This window comes from Streptomyces sp. NBC_00259, from assembly GCF_036181745.1.
Lineage (GTDB): Bacteria > Actinomycetota > Actinomycetes > Streptomycetales > Streptomycetaceae > Streptomyces > Streptomyces pratisoli.
Genome location: NZ_CP108080.1, coordinates 333,604 through 349,937, shown reverse-complemented (window position 1 = coordinate 349,937; position 16,334 = coordinate 333,604). Strand labels below are relative to the sequence as shown.

Genomic DNA, 16,334 nt, shown 5'->3' with positions numbered 1-16,334 from the left:
CTGATGAGACTGGTGACGATCACTGTGGACGGTGTCTTCTCAGGTCGGACCGTGCCGGCACCGTGCCGTACGCCCTGGCCCTGCCAGTATCGGCTACGGCGGCGCCACGCGGGGGGCGACGGCGGAGGCTTCCCGGCCGGAGAGCTCTTCGAGCGACCGGCCCGCCGGTTCGATACGGAAGAGCAGAGTGACCACGAAGGCCAGCGCGCTGGTCGCCGCGATCCCGTACAGGAGCGCGCTCGCTCCGATGTCCGCCAGCAGTACGGGGAAGAGGAACGTGCCCAGCGCGGCACCGAGCTTCCCGCAGCCGGCCGCGAAGCCATGACCCCCGGCCCGCACTTCGGCGGGGAAGACCTCGGCGGGCAGGGCGAACGTCGTGGCGTTCGGGCCCATGTTCATGAAGATGTTGAACAGGGCGAAGCCGGTGAAGACCAGGACGAGGTGTGACCCGGAGCCACCGGTGAGCTGACCCGACACGGCGAGGAGACAGAGCGCGCACGTCATCATCGCGAATCCGGCGAGCTGGAGGGGAACCCGTCCCACCCGGTCGACCAGGACGATCGCCAGTACGAACCCGACCACGAGGAAGACATCCAGGGCGGCCGTGCCCTCGGTGGACGCGATGTCGTCCGCGATGAACGTGGCGTTCGCGCCGCCGAGAGCCAGGCCGGCCAGCAGTGTGGGGGTGAAGATGCCCACGCCGTAGGTCGCGATGTCCATCAGGAACCAGGGCACGGACGTGAAGACGGTGCGCCGCGCCAGACGACGCGAGAACAACTGGGGCTGGACGAAGGCCCTCAGCCCCTCCGGCGGTGGCGCGTCGCGCTCCCGGTCCGTCTCCGCGATGTGGACCGGCTGCCCGGTCAGCACCTCCGCGACCTCGCGGGCCTCGCGCTCATGGCCGTTGCGGGCGAGCCAGCGCGGGCTCTCGGGCATGTTGCGCCGCAGCGCGATGATCAGCAGGGCGGGCAGCGCACCGAACCCGAGCATGAGGCGCCAGGAGTCCAGGTCGGGCAGGACGAGGAGGATCACCACACCGGCCACGGCTCCGAGGAGGATGCCGGCGGCCTGCAGGCTGAACGCGCCCACCAGCCAGCGTCCGCGGTTGCGGGACGGCAGGATCTCGGCGAGATAGCTGGCCGCGATGGGATAGTCCAGCCCGACCGCCACCCCGAGCAGCAGCCGGAAGGCGATCAGGGACCAGATGTCCCACGCGCAGGCGCACAGCACCGAGAAGACGACGAACATCCACAGGTCGATCCGGAAGATCCGACTGCGGCCGATGCGGTCGCCGAGCGGCCCCAGCAGAGCGGCGCCGAGGGCGGCCCCCACGATCGCCGCGGCCGACAGCAGTCCCTGTTCGGCCGGGCTCCCGTCGAACTCCTTCGAGATCAGGGGGTTGGCGACCCCGATGATGAAGAAGTCGAAGCCGTCGAGCATGATGCCCAGTCCGGCCAGCAGCCAGAACCTCCGGTGCAGACGTGAGATCGGTGCGCTGTCGAGTGCAGCGCCGAGCGAGCGCGATCCGCCGGGGGATCGGTTGATCACCTCGGGCACAGTGGACGACCCCCAGAGCGGTCGAGAACGGTCTGCGACGACCCGCAGGATGCTCCCGCGGGACTGCGGCGCACGGCCGGTACGAGTGAAGGCCACCGGATGCGGTGGATCAACGTGCCACGCTGGCACGGGACCCGGGCCACCCGGGCGCCACCCGCGAACCCCGGGTCAGTACCGCTGCGCCTTGGCGACCGTCGGGGTCAGCGTGGTGTCGGCCGGCTTGCGGCTGATGGCCAGGGGCTGAGCCTGCTCACCGGGTGCGAGGTCCTTCGCTCCGACGATCCGGCTCTCCACGACCTTCCCGGAGGAGTCCTTGAAGTCGACCTGCACCGCGTAGGAAGCCTGTGCGTCCGTGCGGTTGGTGATGCTGACGACGACGACCTGCAGGCCGCCGGTGTCGGCCGTCGGCCGCCCCGTGAGGGCCACGTCGGACCGGGCGTTGCCACCGCCCTGCAGGTTCTTCAGCCGCGCCTCGGCATCCTTGGCGGCCTGTGACGCCTCGTCGGAGACCCGGGCCTCGAACGAGGAGGCGGCGGCCGACGCGGACGAGGCCGCGGCGGAGGCCCGGGCGCGGGCCGACGCCTCGAGCGAGGCCAGCGCCGAGGCCGCCGTGCCGGTGAAGGACGCCGTGTCGGGCGGGGTGGGCCGGGGGCTGAACGGTGAACTGGTCCCCGAATCGCCACCCTCGGTGCTGCACGAGACCAGTGCGGCCGCGCCCGATGCCGTCACGACCAGCGTCAGCACGGCCGCCGCCAACTGCCGCCCGAGGGAGAGGTTCTTCCGGCACGCAGACATGTGTGCCCGTCCTTTCACTGCTGGGGTCCGGTCCGCCCCTCAGAAGCGCGAGGCGCCCGCGTCAGTAGCGCAACGTGCTCGCGATGCCGCCCATGCCGGTGAGCGTCCCGTCGGGGACGAAGCGCACCTGAGCGCCTGTGTCGAGTGACTTCTCGACGATCTCGTCGACGATGTCGTCGAGGGCGTCCAGATCGCCGGGGTCGGCCGGCAGGAGATGGCCACCCGAGTCGCGTACGGTCTCGCGGTAGTTCTCCTCCACGGCGAGCAGTGCGACCCGGCCCGACTCCACGTTCTGGTGGATCTCGTCGACCCCTGCGGCGAAGGCGCGCCTGCCACGGGCTTTGTCGAGCTCTTCGAGGACGCCTGCGACGTCCTTCTCCGCCCGGGCCTCGACGAACGGCCGTACCGCCTGCCACACGGCGTCGCCGGGACCGGCGGCCAGCCCGCCCTGGGTGACATGCGTGGCCGTTGCCCTGACCACGGTGCCTGCGTCGTCGATGAGCGACAGAGCGGCCGCCTCACCCGTCACGTACAGGGGCCGTGGATCGTTCCTGAGCACGGCGCCGACCGCGGTGTCCGCCTCCCTCAGGAACTGGCGCGTCGCCTCGTCCGTGAAGGTGCTGGGCACATCACCGATCCGCTCCAGGCGCTCGGCGTCGAAGTTCTCGCTGACCCGGGTCATCGGGAAGGACCCGGTGTGCGCCTCGGTGACGCGCTCCGCAGCGCCGCTCCACAGCGTGACGTGGTCGGACGAGACCGCCAGGACCCAAAAGGGGCGCTCCGCGGCCTGCGCCGAGACGAGGTTGCGGGTGAGGTACGTGTCCGAGAGCACCACACGCTCGGGCACGCTCCGGCCCAGCATCCACACCTCATGCTCTCCCGGCGCCGCGAACACCACCAGTCCGTCCTCGGCGTGCACGAGATCGATCTCGGCGAGTGCCTGGTCGAGCTGGGCGGTGACATCCATCCGCGTCTCACGCGTGACGGCCGGATCGGCCTGCAGTTGCTCCTTCGCCTCGGCCATCAGATTGCGCAGCCGGACAGGGTCCTGGGCGCTGCCCGGATCCCGGCGATGCGTGGGCATCAGGACCGACACCGCCGGATAGGGGCGCTGCCGTCGCAGCCGTGCCAGATCGTCGGAGCGGAGAGCTGGGTGCATCGGGACCACCCTTTCCGAGCGGACGTGCACGGGAGTGCCACGACCGATAACCAACTCTATGCACCATAAGTCCGATTCCTTGATGGGGCACCAGGACGGGGCGCCGCCACCGCTGCCCGGAGCCGGCGCCTCACGCCATCGACACGAGGCGGTCGGCGACCGTCTTCGCGGGCGTGCCGCTCATCAGGAGCGTGAAGTGATTGCACTCCGGGATCGCCTCGGCGGTCAGGAGCGATGTCCGGGAGGTCCAGTGTGCGACGAGGCCGGCGTCGAGCACCCCCGGTTCCGTGCCGGTCGTCCCGCGGGGCGCGTACAGCACCTTCGTGGGTACGGACAGCCCGGCCAGGTCCTCGGCGAGCGCCGCCGCCGAGGCCAGCAGCTCCCGTCCGTCCCGGCGGACAGGGCCCTCCTGGGCGCGGGAGCGGCGGGCGCCCTCGGGGCCGGTGATGTCGTAGCGGACGTACGCCTCGATGTCGTCGTTCCAGTCCGGGCCGAGCGCGGGATGGGCGCGGAACTGGCTCACGTACGCCTCGTCGCTGTCGAACGTCCGCGACAGCCTGGCCAGGATCGGTCCCAGCGACGCGTCCAGGAGTGCGTCGGGGTCGGCGTCCGGTGCGGCCGGAACGGGCAGGCCGCCGTCGATCAGGAGCAGCCGGTCGAAAAGCTCGGGACGGCGGGCCGCGGCGCGCAGGGCGACGCACGCGCCCATGGAGTGACCGGCGAGGGCGACGCGCGCGCCGCCGCCCCACCGCTCGGCCACCGCGCACAGGTCGGCCGCGTGGGTGTCGAAGCCGTACGGACCGGGGGCGGCCGCGCTGCCGCCCCGGCCCCGCAGATCAAGGGCGAACAGCGACCAGTCGGGCGGCAGATGGCGGGCGAGGGCGCGGAACGACATGCCGGACGCGGTGATTCCGTGGGCCGCGACGGCGGTGCGCGGCCCCTCGCCGAAACGCAGGACGCGCAACGCCCCGCCGTCGACGGCGAGTTCCAGCTCGGCCGGAGGTGTGGTCATGTGTCGCTCCTCGTGAAACCGGTCCATCGGTACAAGATCCTGTCATCCCGCGGCCGTGCCCCTTGACGCGGTCGACTCCCGTTGGTTGAGTGGCTCATCCACTGAGCCACTGGGAGGAACGGCGTGGAGGCACTGCCCCGCGAGACCATCGTCGACGTCCTGGAGGGGCGGCTGCGCGAGGACATCCTCACCGGCCGCCACCCGGCCGGCAGCTATCTGCCGCCGGAGCGCCAACTCGCCGACGGGTACGGCGTCACCCGCACCACCCTCAAGCACGCCTTCGGCCGCCTCGTCCAGGCCGGGCTCCTGGAGACCCGGCACGGAGTGGGCACCCGTGTCCGTGACTACGCACGGCTCGGCGGCGCCGACCTGCTGCCCATGCTCGTACGGCACAGCCCGGACTGGATCGGCGAGATCTTCGAAGTGCGGCGCAGCGTCGGCGCGTTGATCGCCGAACGGGCCGCGGTCCGCGCCACCGCGGAACAGCGGGCCGAACTGGGCGTGCTGCTGGCCGAGGTGCGGGCGGCCGACGGCGGGGACGCCGTGCAGCTCGCCGACATCGAGGTGCACCGGGCGCTCGCCCGCGCCACCGGCAACCGTGTCTACGGACTGCTGACCAACACCCTCTTCAACGCCTATCTGCCGGTGCGCGCCGCGCTCGTCGGGCCCTTCACGGACCCCGAGGCCGCGTACGGACGGCTGGAGCCGGTGGTGGCGGCGGTGGCCGCGGGTGACGAAGGAGCCGCCCGGCGGGCGGCGGAGGCATATCTGACGGCGACCGAGCGGATCATGCTGGAGGGTCTCGCATGAGCACAGGCACAGGCACAGGCGCGGGCACCGGTACGGGCGCAGACGCGGGTGCGAACGCAGGCACAGGCGACAGCGCAGAGGCAGGCGCGGGTACACGCGAGGGCGCGAGCACGCGCGGCACCTCGTTCGGCGAGACCATGCTCGGCACCGTCCGGCTCGACGGCGAGGACCGCACCCGCCGGGTCCGCCTCGACCTGCGGGTGACGGCGGACCGCGTCATGCGGCTCCTCGGCACGACCGAGGCGCGGGCCACCGGCCGGATCCGTATCGAAGGATGGGCCGACGACACGCACACGGACGGCGAGTTGGAGATATCCCCGCTCGCGCGGCGGCGCATCCGCTACCGGATCTCGTTCACGGCCGGCGGCCGCCGCTTCACCCTCGACGGCTGGAAGTCCGTCACCCCGCGCAGGCCGGTCGCCTCGATGACCGTGCTCCCGTTCACGCTGTACGAGGACGGCACGGAGGCCGGCAGGGGAACGCTGCGCTTCCCCGTGACCACCGGGCTCCTGCCCTTCCTCGCGAGTTTCCGCTTCCCGCGCCACGAGCACGCGGCGCCACTGATGGCACCCCGCTGGAACGGCGAGCCGGGACGTACCGAGGTCTGGTACACGACCATCACCGACCCGGCCACCGGCACCGGCCTGTGGCTCCACCACGAACTCACCGCGCCCGCCGACGGGTCCGAGCCGTACGCACACGGCTGGGCCGCGGTGTTCCCGAAGGACGCGCCGGTCCGCCACGCCCGCTTCGGACCCGGCAAGTGGACCCCCGGCGAAGCGGGCTTCACCGCCGACGGCGTCGCCGCCGTCCCCGGCCGGCTGACCGGCGCCGCCGGAACGCTGCGCTGGGACCTCGCCGAACAGGCCGCCGACGCGCCGCTGTTCACCTTCCCCCGCTGGTCCTGGCGCCGCCCCCTGCTCCCCGCCGCCCAGATCCTGCCCGCCGCACGGGCCACCTACGGCGGGTCGTTCTCGTACGACGACACGACGCTGACACTCGCCTCGGCGCCCGGTGCCTCCGCCCGCATCTACGGTCACGGCAACGCCCGGCGCTGGGCCTGGCTGCACGCCGACCTGGGCGGCGGCGACGTGCTGGAGATCGTCGCCGCGGTCTCCATGCGGCCCGGGCTGCGCAGGCTTCCGCCCCTGGTCTTCCTGCGGCTGCGCCGGGGCGGCCGTACCTGGCCCCGGCGCGCCGAGCGCACCGCCGTCGGCTGGGCGGGACCCGGACGGTTCCGTGCCGCGATCGGCCTGCCCACCTGGACCGTGACCGGACGCGCCGGGCTGCGCCGTATCCGCGTCGACGTCACACAGCCCGAGGACCGCACCCTCGCGCTCGACTACACCGACCCGGACGGCTCACCCGCGGTCTGCCGCAACAGCGAACGCGCCGATGCGCATGTGCTGCTGGAGCGGTGGTGGTTCGGCGGCTGGCGTACCGAGGCCGAGTGGACGCTGAACGGAACGGCACACGCGGAAGTGGGCACCCGATGAACCTCACCGGCTTCGTGGCGTCCCTCATCGCCGACGACGGTACCGACGGCTGGCCGGCCCGGGTGCCCGCACGGCTCGAAACCGTCCTCGCCTCGATGCCGCGCCCCGCCAGGACCGGGGTGCGGTCCGCGGCCCGCGCCCTCGACGCGTACGCTCTCGCCCGCACCGGCCGGGGGCTCGCCGCCCTCACGCCCGCCGAGCGGGAGTCCGTCCTCGGCTCACTCGGCGCGCGGCCCGCGCTCCTCCCGCTGCTCGATGTGCTCAAAGTGCCCGTCCTGCTCGCCGCCGGGACGGAACGGATGCTCCAGCAGGGCCTGTCCGTACCGCCGTTGACGCGCGAGGACCCCCCGCTCGACTGCACACCCGCCGACAGCTGGCCGGACCGCTCCACCGCCGACGCCGTGGTCATCGGCTCCGGCGCGGGCGGTTCCATGGCGGCGCGGACCCTGGCCCGCGCCGGGCTCACCGTCGTCGTCCTCGAGGAAGGGCAGCACCACTCCACGGCGTCGTTCGGCCGGCGCACCCCGCTCGACCGGTTCGCCGACCTGTACCGGGACGGCGGAGCCACCGTCGCCCTCGGCCGTCCGCCGCTGCTGCTGCCCGTCGGCCGCGCCGTCGGCGGCACCACCGTCGTCAACTCGGGTACGTGCTACCGCACCCCGGAGCATGTCCTCGCGCGCTGGACCAAGGAGTTCGGGTTCCACCTCGCCGAACGCCTGGGACCGTACCTCGACGAGACCGAGCGCACGCTGAAGGTCGCCACCCAGCCCCTGGACGTCCTCGGCAACAACGGCCGGATCGCGCTCGACGGCGCCGAACGGCTCGGCTGGGAGGCGGCGCCGCTGCGGCGCAACGCGCCCGGCTGCAAGGGCTCCTGCCAGTGCGTCGTCGGCTGCCCGACCGGGGCCAAGCAGAGCGTGCAGCTGTCCGTGCTGCCCGACGCCTGTGCCGCGGGCGCCCGGATCGTCACCGGAGCCGAGGTGCGGCGGATCCTCGTGGACGGGGACCGGCCCGGAGGGCCGCGCGCGGCCGGCGTACGCGTACGACGCGAGGACGGCGGCGAGTTCGAGATCCTCGCCCCGCTCGTCGTCGTCGCCGCGGGCGCCCTGCAGTCGCCTCCGCTGCTGCGCCGCTCGGGCCTCGGCAGCCACCCGAGGCTCGGCCGGAACCTCAGCGTCCACCCGGCGACCAGCGTCGCCGGACGCTTCCCCGAGCCCGTGACGGCCTGGGAGGGGGTGCTGCAGAGCGTGGGCGTGGAGGAGCACCACGACGGCGGCGTGCTGATCGAGGCGACCGCGACCCCGCCGGGGATGGGCTCCTTCGTCCTGCCCGGCCTCGGCCACGAGCTCCGTCGTGAACTGGAGGACGCCGACCGGCTCGCCACCCTGGGAGCCATGATCGCCGACCGTCCCTCGGGCCGCGTCCTGGGCCGCGACCGCACCCTGCTCCGCTACGACCTGGACCGCCGGGACGCGGGGCGCCTGATGCGCGCTGTACGCGCCATGGGGGAACTGCTGTTCGCCGCCGGTGCGCAGGAGGTCCTGACCGGTATCCCCGGCGCCCCGCGCGCCCGCAGCCTCGACGAGCTGGACGGCGTCCTCGCCGGGGCGGGCCCGCGGCAGCTGCATCTGTCCGCGTACCACCCCACCGGCACGGTCGCGGCGGGCTCCGGCCCGGAGCGTTCCCCGGCCGACGCCACGGGACGGCTCCGCGGCGTCGAGGGCGTGCTGGTCGCGGACGCCTCGGTGCTGCCCGGCTGCCCCGAGGTCAATCCGCAGCTGAGCATCATGGCGGCGGCGCTCGCGGTGACGGAGGCACAGCTGGAGCGGTGAGGCCGTGCCCGGCGGGCGGGAACGGCGCCGTCCGGCCGCCGCCGTCCGGCCGCCGCCGTCCGGCCTGCCGCAAGGGTGGGAGCGGCCCGCGGCCCGGAGCCGTTCGGTCCCCCGGCCGAGCCGAACGGCCCATGCCCGGGGCGCGCCCTGGACGCACGCTGGTGGTGCGCGGTCCTCGTACCGCGCACGGCACGGGCAGCGTGAGGCGGGAGAAGGCGAACGGGTCATGGCGCGAACGGCCGAATGGAGGATCCGGCTCGATCTGTTCGAGGAGGGCCGGACGACGAAGGCCCACGCGCGGCTGGACACCGGAACGACGGTGCTCACCGGCCGCGGAGTCGCCCGCTGCCATCCGGTGGACCCGGACGTTCCGGAGATCGGTGACGAACTCGCCGCGAGCCGCGCCTGCCATGACCTCGGCCGTCAGCTCATGATGGCGGCGTACGGCGACATCGAGACCCTCCACCACGGGTACACGATCCCGGACTCCGGGCCGGGCGCCGCCCGCTGACCGAACGGCGCGGGAGGACCGGACGGCGCCGTACGGCCCGATGTGACCTCACCACCCGACGTTACGGAGGAACCGATGCGCAAGGTCATGCGCCATGGCCGGACGGCGTTGAGCCGCGAGGAACTCGGGAGCCTGGACGCGCACTGGCGGGCGGCGAACTACCTGGCCGTGGGCCAGATCTATCTGATGAGCAACGCGCTGCTGAAGGAGCCGCTGCGACCGGAGCACATCAAACCGCGGCTGCTGGGCCACTGGGGCACCTCGCCCGGGCTCAACCTCGTCCACACCCACCTCAACCGGGTGATCAAGGCGCGTGACCTGTCCGCGCTCTGCATCTGGGGCCCCGGCCACGGCGGACCCGCCGTGCTGGCCAACTCCTGGCTGGAGGGCACCTACAGCGAGACGTACCCGGACGTGAGCCGGGACGCGGTGGGCATGAACCGGCTCTTCCGGCAGTTCTCGTTCCCCGGCGGCGTTCCCAGCCATGTCGCACCGGAGACGCCCGGCTCCATCCACGAGGGCGGTGAGCTGGGCTACTCCCTCGCCCACGCCTACGGAGCCGCCCTCGACAACCCCGAACTGGTCGTCGCCTGCGTCATCGGCGACGGCGAGGCCGAGACCGGTCCGCTCGCCGCCTCCTGGCACTCCAACAAGCTCCTCGACCCCGTCCACGACGGGGCCGTGCTCCCGGTCCTCCATCTCAACGGCTACAAGATCGCCAACCCGACCGTTCTCGCGAGGCTCCCGCGGGGCGAACTCGACGAGCTGCTGCGCGGCTACGGCCACGAGCCGCTGCACGTCGCCGGCGACGAGCCGGCGGAGGTGCACCGGGCGATGGCCGCCGCCATGGACCTGGCGCTGGACCGCATCGCCGCCATCCAGCGGGACGCCCGTGCCGGACGGACCACCGAGCGGCCCCGCTGGCCCATGATCGTCCTGCGCACCCCCAAGGGCTGGACCGGTCCCGCCCGGGTCGACGGCGAGCCCGTCGAGGGCACCTGGCGCTCCCACCAGGTACCGCTCTCGGGCGTCCGGGACAATCCGGAGCACCTGGCACAACTGGAGCAGTGGCTGCGCTCGTACCGTCCTGACGAGCTCTTCGACGAGGACGGCCGCCCCCGCCCGCAGGTCCTCGCGGCCGTTCCCGACGGCGACCGCAGGCTCGGCGCCACCCCGCACGCCAACGGCGGGCTCCTCCTGCGCGACCTCCCCGTCGCGCCGCTGGAACGCTTCGCCGTGCCCGTCGACAAGCCCGGCGAGACCCTCCACGAACCCACCCGGGTCCTGGGCGACCTGATCGCGCAGATCATGCGGGACACCGCGGGGCGCCGTGACTTCCGGCTGGTCGGCCCGGACGAGACGGCCTCCAACCGGCTCCAGGCGGTCTACGGCGCCACCGGAAAGGCCTGGCAGGCCGAGGTCCTCCCCACCGACGAGCATCTGGCGCGCGACGGCCGGGTCATGGAGATCCTCTCCGAGCACTGCTGCCAGGGCTGGCTGGAGGGCTACCTCCTCACCGGACGCCACGGACTCTTCTCCTGCTACGAAGCCTTCGTGCACATCGTCGACTCGATGGTGGGACAGCACGTCAAATGGCTCAGGACGTCCCGGCAACTGCCCTGGCGGGCACCCGTCGCCTCCCTCAACTACCTGCTGACCTCGCATGTCTGGCGCCAGGACCACAACGGCTTCTCCCACCAGGACCCGGGCTTCGTCGACCTCGTCCTCAACAAGAGCCCCGAGGTCGTCCGCGTCTATCTGCCGCCGGACACCAACACCCTGCTCTCGGTGGCCGATCACGTCCTGCGCAGCCGCGACTACGTCAACGTCGTCGTCGCCGGGAAGCAGCCCTGCTTCGACTGGCTGAGCCTGGACGAGGCGCGCGCCCACTGCGCCCGGGGGGCCGGGGCCTGGGACTGGGCCGGTACGGAGACGGGAGAGCGGGCGCCCGACGTCGTCCTGGCCTGTGCGGGGGACGTGCCGACGCAGGAAGTCCTGGCCGCCGCCGGGCTGCTGCGCCGGCATCTTCCCGACCTGGTCGTCAGGGTCGTCAACGTCGTCGACATGACCCGGCTGATGCCCCAGGAGGAGCACCCGCACGGCATGCCGGACTTCGAGTACGACGCCCTGTTCACCACGGACAAGCCCGTGATCTTCGCGTACCACGGCTATCCGTGGCTGGTGCACCGGCTCGCGTACCGCCGGACCGGGCACGCGAATCTCCACGTCCGCGGCTACCGGGAGTTCGGCACGACCACGACGCCGTTCGACATGGTCGTACGCAACGACCTCGACCGGTACCGGCTGGTCATGGACGTCGTCGACCGGGTGCCCGGACTCGGCGTCCGGGCGGTCGCGGTACGTCAGGCCATGGCCGATGCCCGCACCCGGCACCACGCCTGGGTCCGCGAGCACGGCGTCGACATGCCCGAGGTCGCCGACTGGTCCTGGGCCGGCTGACGGCCACCGGGCTCCGGTGGCGGCGCTCGTCTGGCGGAACGCCCGGCGGTCGCGCAGCGTGGATGAGGGACCCGCGAGAAGTCGAGGGATCCGTGAGAGGTCGAGAAAGGTGGAACGGCCATGAGCACAGGCGATCAGGCTCCCCGCGTGGTCGTGGGCATCGACGGCTCGCAGTCGTCGTACGCGGCGCTGCGCTGGGCCGTCCGGCACGCCGGTCTGATCGGGGGCACGGTCGACGCGGTGGCGGCGTACGAGCTGCCGGGCGCGCACGGCTGGTCGGCTCCCGCGGTCGACGCCGAGTTCGACGCCGCTGAGGCCAAACGGGGCCTCGTCGAAGAGGTGCGCAAGGTGCTCGGCGAGAAGGGCGAGGCCCAGGTCCATGAGCGCCTGGTGCACGGCAACCCGACCGAGGCCCTCCTGGCCGCCGCCGAGGGTGCCGAACTGCTGGTCGTCGGCTCCCGCGGGCGCGGGGGGTTCGCCCGGATGCTGCTCGGCTCGGTGAGCCAGCAGGTCGCCCAGCACGCGCCCTGCCCGGTCGTCATCGTCCGGCCGGACGTCGCCGTGCAGGGCACCGTGACCGGCGCCCCGTGACGCCGCAACGCTGTGACGGTGTGCTGCGGTGAGGCGTGCTGTCAGCGCTCGTCGCCGTGCGGGTGGATGTGCGCGGGGCCGATGAGCTCGCAGGACACGCCGACGACCCCTTCGACCGCGTAGGCCAGACGCGCGGCCGTGGGGACGAGCCTGTCGTCGTGGACGGCGCCGGACAAGGTGACCACGCCGTCGGCCACCTCGACGCGGATGTCCCGGGCGGACAGCGGGAAGAGCGGGTCCACGACCTCCTTGCGCACCTCGGCCGCGATGTCGGCGTCCGTACGCAGGAAGACCTTGAGCAGGTCGGCGCGGCTGACGATCCCCTGGATGACGCCGGCGTCGTCGACCACGGGGAGCCGCTTGACGCCGTGGCGGGCCATGACGCGCGCCGCGTGGGGGAGTGAGGCGCCGGAGCGGACGGTGACCGCCGGCGCCGTCATCAGACTCTCGGCGGTCACGTCTCGGGCCCCGTCCTCGTCCAGGGGCGGCAGCTGGTCGATCATGCCGGGGCGGCGGTCGCGGGTCTCCTCCCGGGACAGCAGATCCGCTTCGGAGACCACGCCGACCACCCGGCCTTCCCTCTCCAGCACCGGCACGGCGGTGACCTTCCACCGCTCCAGGGTGGCGACGATCTCCTTGAACCGGGCATCCGGTGCCACGGCCACGACGGTCGTGGTCATGACGTCGTCCACGGTGTGCGGGCTGTCGGCCATGGCGGCTTCCTCTCCTGCGCCCCAGCGTGGGCCCCAGCGTGGGCCCGAGCGTGTCGGGTCGCATCTCGCGTCCAGCGTGCGACGCCCACCTCGGGGCCGGGCAGGGCTGAAGGACCCCGCCGACGTGCCCCGTCCGGCCCAAGCGACGGGCCGGCCGGCCGGAGCAGGCTGTCGGTGACCCAGGGGGAACCCGATACCCGCGCCGCCCCCGGCAGCCGACGCGAGGAGCGTGAGCACCATGGACCACGAGATCTCGGTACAGGCCGGGGCCGGCACCGTACAGGCTCGGCCCGGCGACCTGGGGCGCCGGGTCGCGGCCCGGCGCCGGGAACTCGGGCTGACCCGGGACGAGCTCGCCGTACGCAGCGGGGCCGCGCCCGCGTACGTCGAGTACGTCGAGGACCGGGCGGCCACACCCGGCGCCGGCGTGCTGCTGCGGATCGCCGACGCGCTGGAGACCACGGTCGGCGAACTCACGGGTGCCACGGTCACGCTGCCACCGGGCAGAGGAGGCGCGGTCCGCGGCGCGGAACTGTACGAGCTGGTCGAGGCGGAGTGCCGCGAGCTGCTGTCCACCCACGGTGTGGGACGGGTGGCCGTGTTCACGCCGGACGGGCCGTCCGTCGTGCCGGTCAACTACCTCTTCGGCGAGGACGGGATCTCCTTCCGTACCGCGTGGGGCACGGTCGCTGCGACCGCCGACGGGGCTCTGGTCGCCTTCGAGGTCGACCGTATCGACGAAGCCTTCAGCCAGGGATGGAGCGTGCTCGTCGTGGGCCGGGGCCGCGCCGTCGCCGACCGCGAGGCGGTGCGGCGGCTGGAGGCACGGGCGCACTCCCGCCCGTGGGCCGGTGGGAGCCGTGAGATATGGCTGACCATCACGCCCGAACGCATCACCGGCCGGCGCGTCGTCAACCCCGACGGCACCCCGTGGACGCCCGCCGGCGACTGACGGCGGCCGACGGCTCCGCGGCGGCACTGCGCCGTGGCACCTCCCGGGAGACAGGCGCGCGGCCAGGCACGCGCCGGGGGATCCTGGAGCCATCCGGGCGAGGAGGTAGGCCATGGCACGGACGCTGGAATGGAAGGTCCGCATGTTCCTGTCCGAGGAGGACGGAACCACGAAGGCCAGGGTGGACCTGGAGACGGGCTCGACGACTCTGACCGGTCACGGAACGGCACGCTGCAACCCGCAGGACCCCGACGTGCCCGAGATCGGCGACGAACTCGCGGCGAGCCGCGCCATGAGCGACCTGGCCCGGCAGCTGATGCGTGTGGCGGACCGGGACCTGGAGTCGGTGGGCGCCGGCCCCGCGAGCGAGGTCCCCGCCCCGTACGGCTGGCCGGAGCCCGGCCGGTAGGGCCGGATGGGCCCTGGTGACGCAGGTCGGGGGGTGTTTCCATGGAAGGGACGGAAAGGGCCCCTGCACAGAGACGCGGAGCAACGGTCGGAACGTTCACCGCGCAATCAGGATCCACGAGAAGTGGATGGGCCCTTTTCGCCTGTCGGGCCGCCGTCCGGGCCGCAGCCCGAGCCGCCGCCCGAGCCGCCGCCCGGGCCGCCGTCCGGGGCGATGACGGTCGAGCAGACGGGCCACCGCCGGGTTAACGTGAAGACTGCGCGCAGCGCACCATGATCGTTCGAATCGGCGGAGGACTCATGGGCAGCGACGCCCCTGGCGACGCGGGCCGGGTTCCCCGGCTCAGGCTCGATGAGCTGCTCGAAGAGCTCCAGGTGCGCATCGACGAGGTCCGCGGCACCAGGGACAGGCTCAACGGGCTGCTGGAGGCTGTGCTCTCCGTGGGCCGGGGCCTGGATCTGTCACAGGTGCTGCGCGAGATCGTGGAGGCGGCCGTCGTCCTCGTGGACGCCCGGTACGGAGCACTCGGTGTCATCGGCGACGACCAGAGGCTGTCCCAGTTCCTGCCGGTGGGCATCAGCGACGCGCTGCGCAAGCAGATCGGCGACCTGCCGTCCGGCCACGGGCTCCTCGGCGAGCTGATCAGGCATCCCGAGCCGCTGCGGCTCCCGGAACTGTCGGAGCACTCGGCGTCGTCCGGCTTCCCCGAGCACCATCCGCCGATGCACTCGTTCCTGGGCGTGCCCATCCGGGTGCGTGACGACGTCTTCGGCAACCTCTACCTCACGGAGAAGCGCGGCGGGGCCGAGTTCGACAGCGAGGACGAGGCCGTCCTGTCGACACTGGCCGTGGCGGCCGGCGTCGCCATCGAGAACGCGCGCCTCTTCGAGGAGATCCGCCTCAGGGAGCAGTGGCTGGCCGCCAGCGCCGAGTTCACCAGTGCGCTGCTGTCCGGCGCCTCGGAGTCCCATGTGCTGGAGATGATGCTCGACCGGGCGCGGGAGATCACCTCCGCCGAGCTGGGCCTCGTCTATCTGACCGAGCGGGACGGGCACCTGCGCTGTGCCCTCGCGCGCGGCCCGGGCGCCGACCTCCACCTGGGGGTGGTGCTGCCGCCCGACGAGGGCACGTTCGCCAAGGCGGCGCTGCTCAGCGAGAACGGCGTGGTCACCACTCCTGACGCGGCCGGCGACGCCCGCATCACCTTCCGGCCGGAGCGGTGGGCGGACTGCGGTCCGGCCACGGCGGTACTGGTGGGGGACCGGGACAAGCTGTGGGGCGTGCTCATGCTGGCGCGCGGCACCGGCCGGCCCGCCTTCAACGACACGGAGACCGTGCCCCTGTCCGGGTTCGCCGGCCAGGCCGCCGTCGCGCTGGAGCTGGCCGACCGGCGGCGGGACGCCGAGCAGATGAGCCTGCTGGCCGATCGTGACCGTATCGCCCGGGACCTGCACGACCTCGCCATCCAGCGGCTGTTCGCGACCGGTATGACGCTGCAGAGCGCCCAGCGTTTCGTGGACCACCCCGAGGCCGCGGAACGGCTCGGACGGGCGATCGACGACCTCGACGCCACCATCAAGATCATCCGATCCACGATCTTCGGGCTCCGCGAGCACGAGGCCCCCGGCGCGCCCGCCGGACTCAGGGTCCGTTCCGTACGGGCCGTCGAGGACGCCACTCCGGTCCTCGGCTTCGCCCCGGCTCTGCGCATCGAAGGCCTGGTCGACACCGACGTGTCGCGCGCGGTCGCCGACGAGGTCGTCGCCGTTCTCGGCGAGGCCCTCGCCAACATCGCGCGTCACGCCCGGGCTTCGAAGGCGGACGTCTTGGTCGCCGCGCGCGGTGGGGCGGTGTCCGTGACGGTGACCGACGACGGGGTCGGCATCAGGGAGAACGGGCGGCGCAGCGGTCTGCGCAACCTGGCGGAACGTGCCGAGAAGCTGGGTGGTGAACTGAGTGTGACCCGCGGCATCGCCGGCGGCACCCGGCTGGTGTGGCGGGTGTCCCTGCCGCCGGACGGGTGAGGTGCGGCGTCCC

At 73.0% G+C, this 16,334-nt stretch carries 14 protein-coding genes; 9 read left to right on the top strand and 5 right to left on the bottom strand.

Annotated elements, in window-relative coordinates:
- Positions 1-93: 93 nt before the first annotated feature.
- From OG766_RS01675 to OG766_RS01660, 4 genes are all read right to left on the bottom strand, one after another.
- Positions 94-1,548 (bottom strand): MFS transporter, encoded by a 1,455-nt coding sequence (locus OG766_RS01675; protein WP_328724358.1) that lies wholly within the window; start codon positions 1,546-1,548, stop codon positions 94-96.
- A 177-nt stretch (positions 1,549-1,725) separates the two neighbouring features.
- Positions 1,726-2,352, bottom strand: coding sequence for a hypothetical protein (locus OG766_RS01670; RefSeq protein ID WP_266377359.1), 627 nt, complete (start codon positions 2,350-2,352; stop codon positions 1,726-1,728).
- Between the two features lie 61 nt (positions 2,353-2,413).
- Entirely contained in the window at positions 2,414-3,511 is a 1,098-nt protein-coding gene (locus tag OG766_RS01665) for a baeRF3 domain-containing protein (RefSeq protein ID WP_266377361.1), read from the bottom strand.
- 130 nt (positions 3,512-3,641) lie between these two features.
- Positions 3,642-4,523, bottom strand: coding sequence for an alpha/beta fold hydrolase (locus OG766_RS01660; RefSeq protein ID WP_328724357.1), 882 nt, complete (start codon positions 4,521-4,523; stop codon positions 3,642-3,644).
- A 123-nt stretch (positions 4,524-4,646) separates the two neighbouring features.
- On the opposite strand from OG766_RS01660, the gene OG766_RS01655 reads away from it, so the two are divergent.
- The 6 genes from OG766_RS01655 (at position 4,647) to OG766_RS01630 (ending at position 12,223) form a co-directional block, all read left to right on the top strand.
- Positions 4,647-5,333: a FadR/GntR family transcriptional regulator gene (locus tag OG766_RS01655; RefSeq protein WP_266377366.1), complete on the top strand. Its 687-nt coding sequence runs from the start codon at positions 4,647-4,649 to the stop codon at positions 5,331-5,333.
- Positions 5,330-6,829, top strand: coding sequence for a hypothetical protein (locus tag OG766_RS01650; protein ID WP_328724356.1), 1,500 nt, complete (start codon positions 5,330-5,332; stop codon positions 6,827-6,829). The genes OG766_RS01655 and OG766_RS01650 overlap by 4 nt, the downstream gene beginning before the upstream one ends.
- Positions 6,826-8,661: an FAD-dependent oxidoreductase gene (locus OG766_RS01645; protein ID WP_328724355.1), complete on the top strand. Its 1,836-nt coding sequence runs from the start codon at positions 6,826-6,828 to the stop codon at positions 8,659-8,661. The genes OG766_RS01650 and OG766_RS01645 overlap by 4 nt, the downstream gene beginning before the upstream one ends.
- A gap of 226 nt (positions 8,662-8,887) precedes the next feature.
- Entirely contained in the window at positions 8,888-9,172 is a 285-nt protein-coding gene (locus OG766_RS01640) for a DUF1876 domain-containing protein (RefSeq protein ID WP_266377375.1), read from the top strand.
- 75 nt (positions 9,173-9,247) lie between these two features.
- Positions 9,248-11,632 carry a phosphoketolase family protein gene (locus OG766_RS01635; protein WP_328724354.1) on the top strand — a complete coding sequence of 795 codons (2,385 nt, stop codon included), beginning with the start codon at positions 9,248-9,250 and terminating at the stop codon, positions 11,630-11,632.
- 120 nt (positions 11,633-11,752) lie between these two features.
- Positions 11,753-12,223 carry a universal stress protein gene (locus tag OG766_RS01630; RefSeq protein ID WP_266377378.1) on the top strand — a complete coding sequence of 157 codons (471 nt, stop codon included), beginning with the start codon at positions 11,753-11,755 and terminating at the stop codon, positions 12,221-12,223.
- Between the two features lie 41 nt (positions 12,224-12,264).
- Here the strand turns inward: OG766_RS01630 and OG766_RS01625 are convergent, their stop codons facing one another.
- Positions 12,265-12,936: a CBS domain-containing protein gene (locus OG766_RS01625; RefSeq protein WP_328724353.1), complete on the bottom strand. Its 672-nt coding sequence runs from the start codon at positions 12,934-12,936 to the stop codon at positions 12,265-12,267.
- Between the two features lie 238 nt (positions 12,937-13,174).
- Between OG766_RS01625 and OG766_RS01620 the strand changes: the two genes are divergently transcribed.
- From OG766_RS01620 to OG766_RS01610, 3 genes are all read left to right on the top strand, one after another.
- Positions 13,175-13,888, top strand: coding sequence for a helix-turn-helix domain-containing protein (locus OG766_RS01620; protein ID WP_328724352.1), 714 nt, complete (start codon positions 13,175-13,177; stop codon positions 13,886-13,888).
- Between the two features lie 112 nt (positions 13,889-14,000).
- A complete protein-coding gene (locus OG766_RS01615; protein WP_328724351.1) occupies positions 14,001-14,297 on the top strand; it encodes a DUF1876 domain-containing protein in 297 nt (98 codons plus the stop codon).
- Positions 14,298-14,596: 299 nt separating this feature from the next.
- Complete coding sequence (locus tag OG766_RS01610; RefSeq protein ID WP_266378385.1) at positions 14,597-16,321, top strand: sensor histidine kinase; 1,725 nt, start codon at positions 14,597-14,599, stop codon at positions 16,319-16,321.
- Positions 16,322-16,334: the final 13 nt, after the last annotated feature.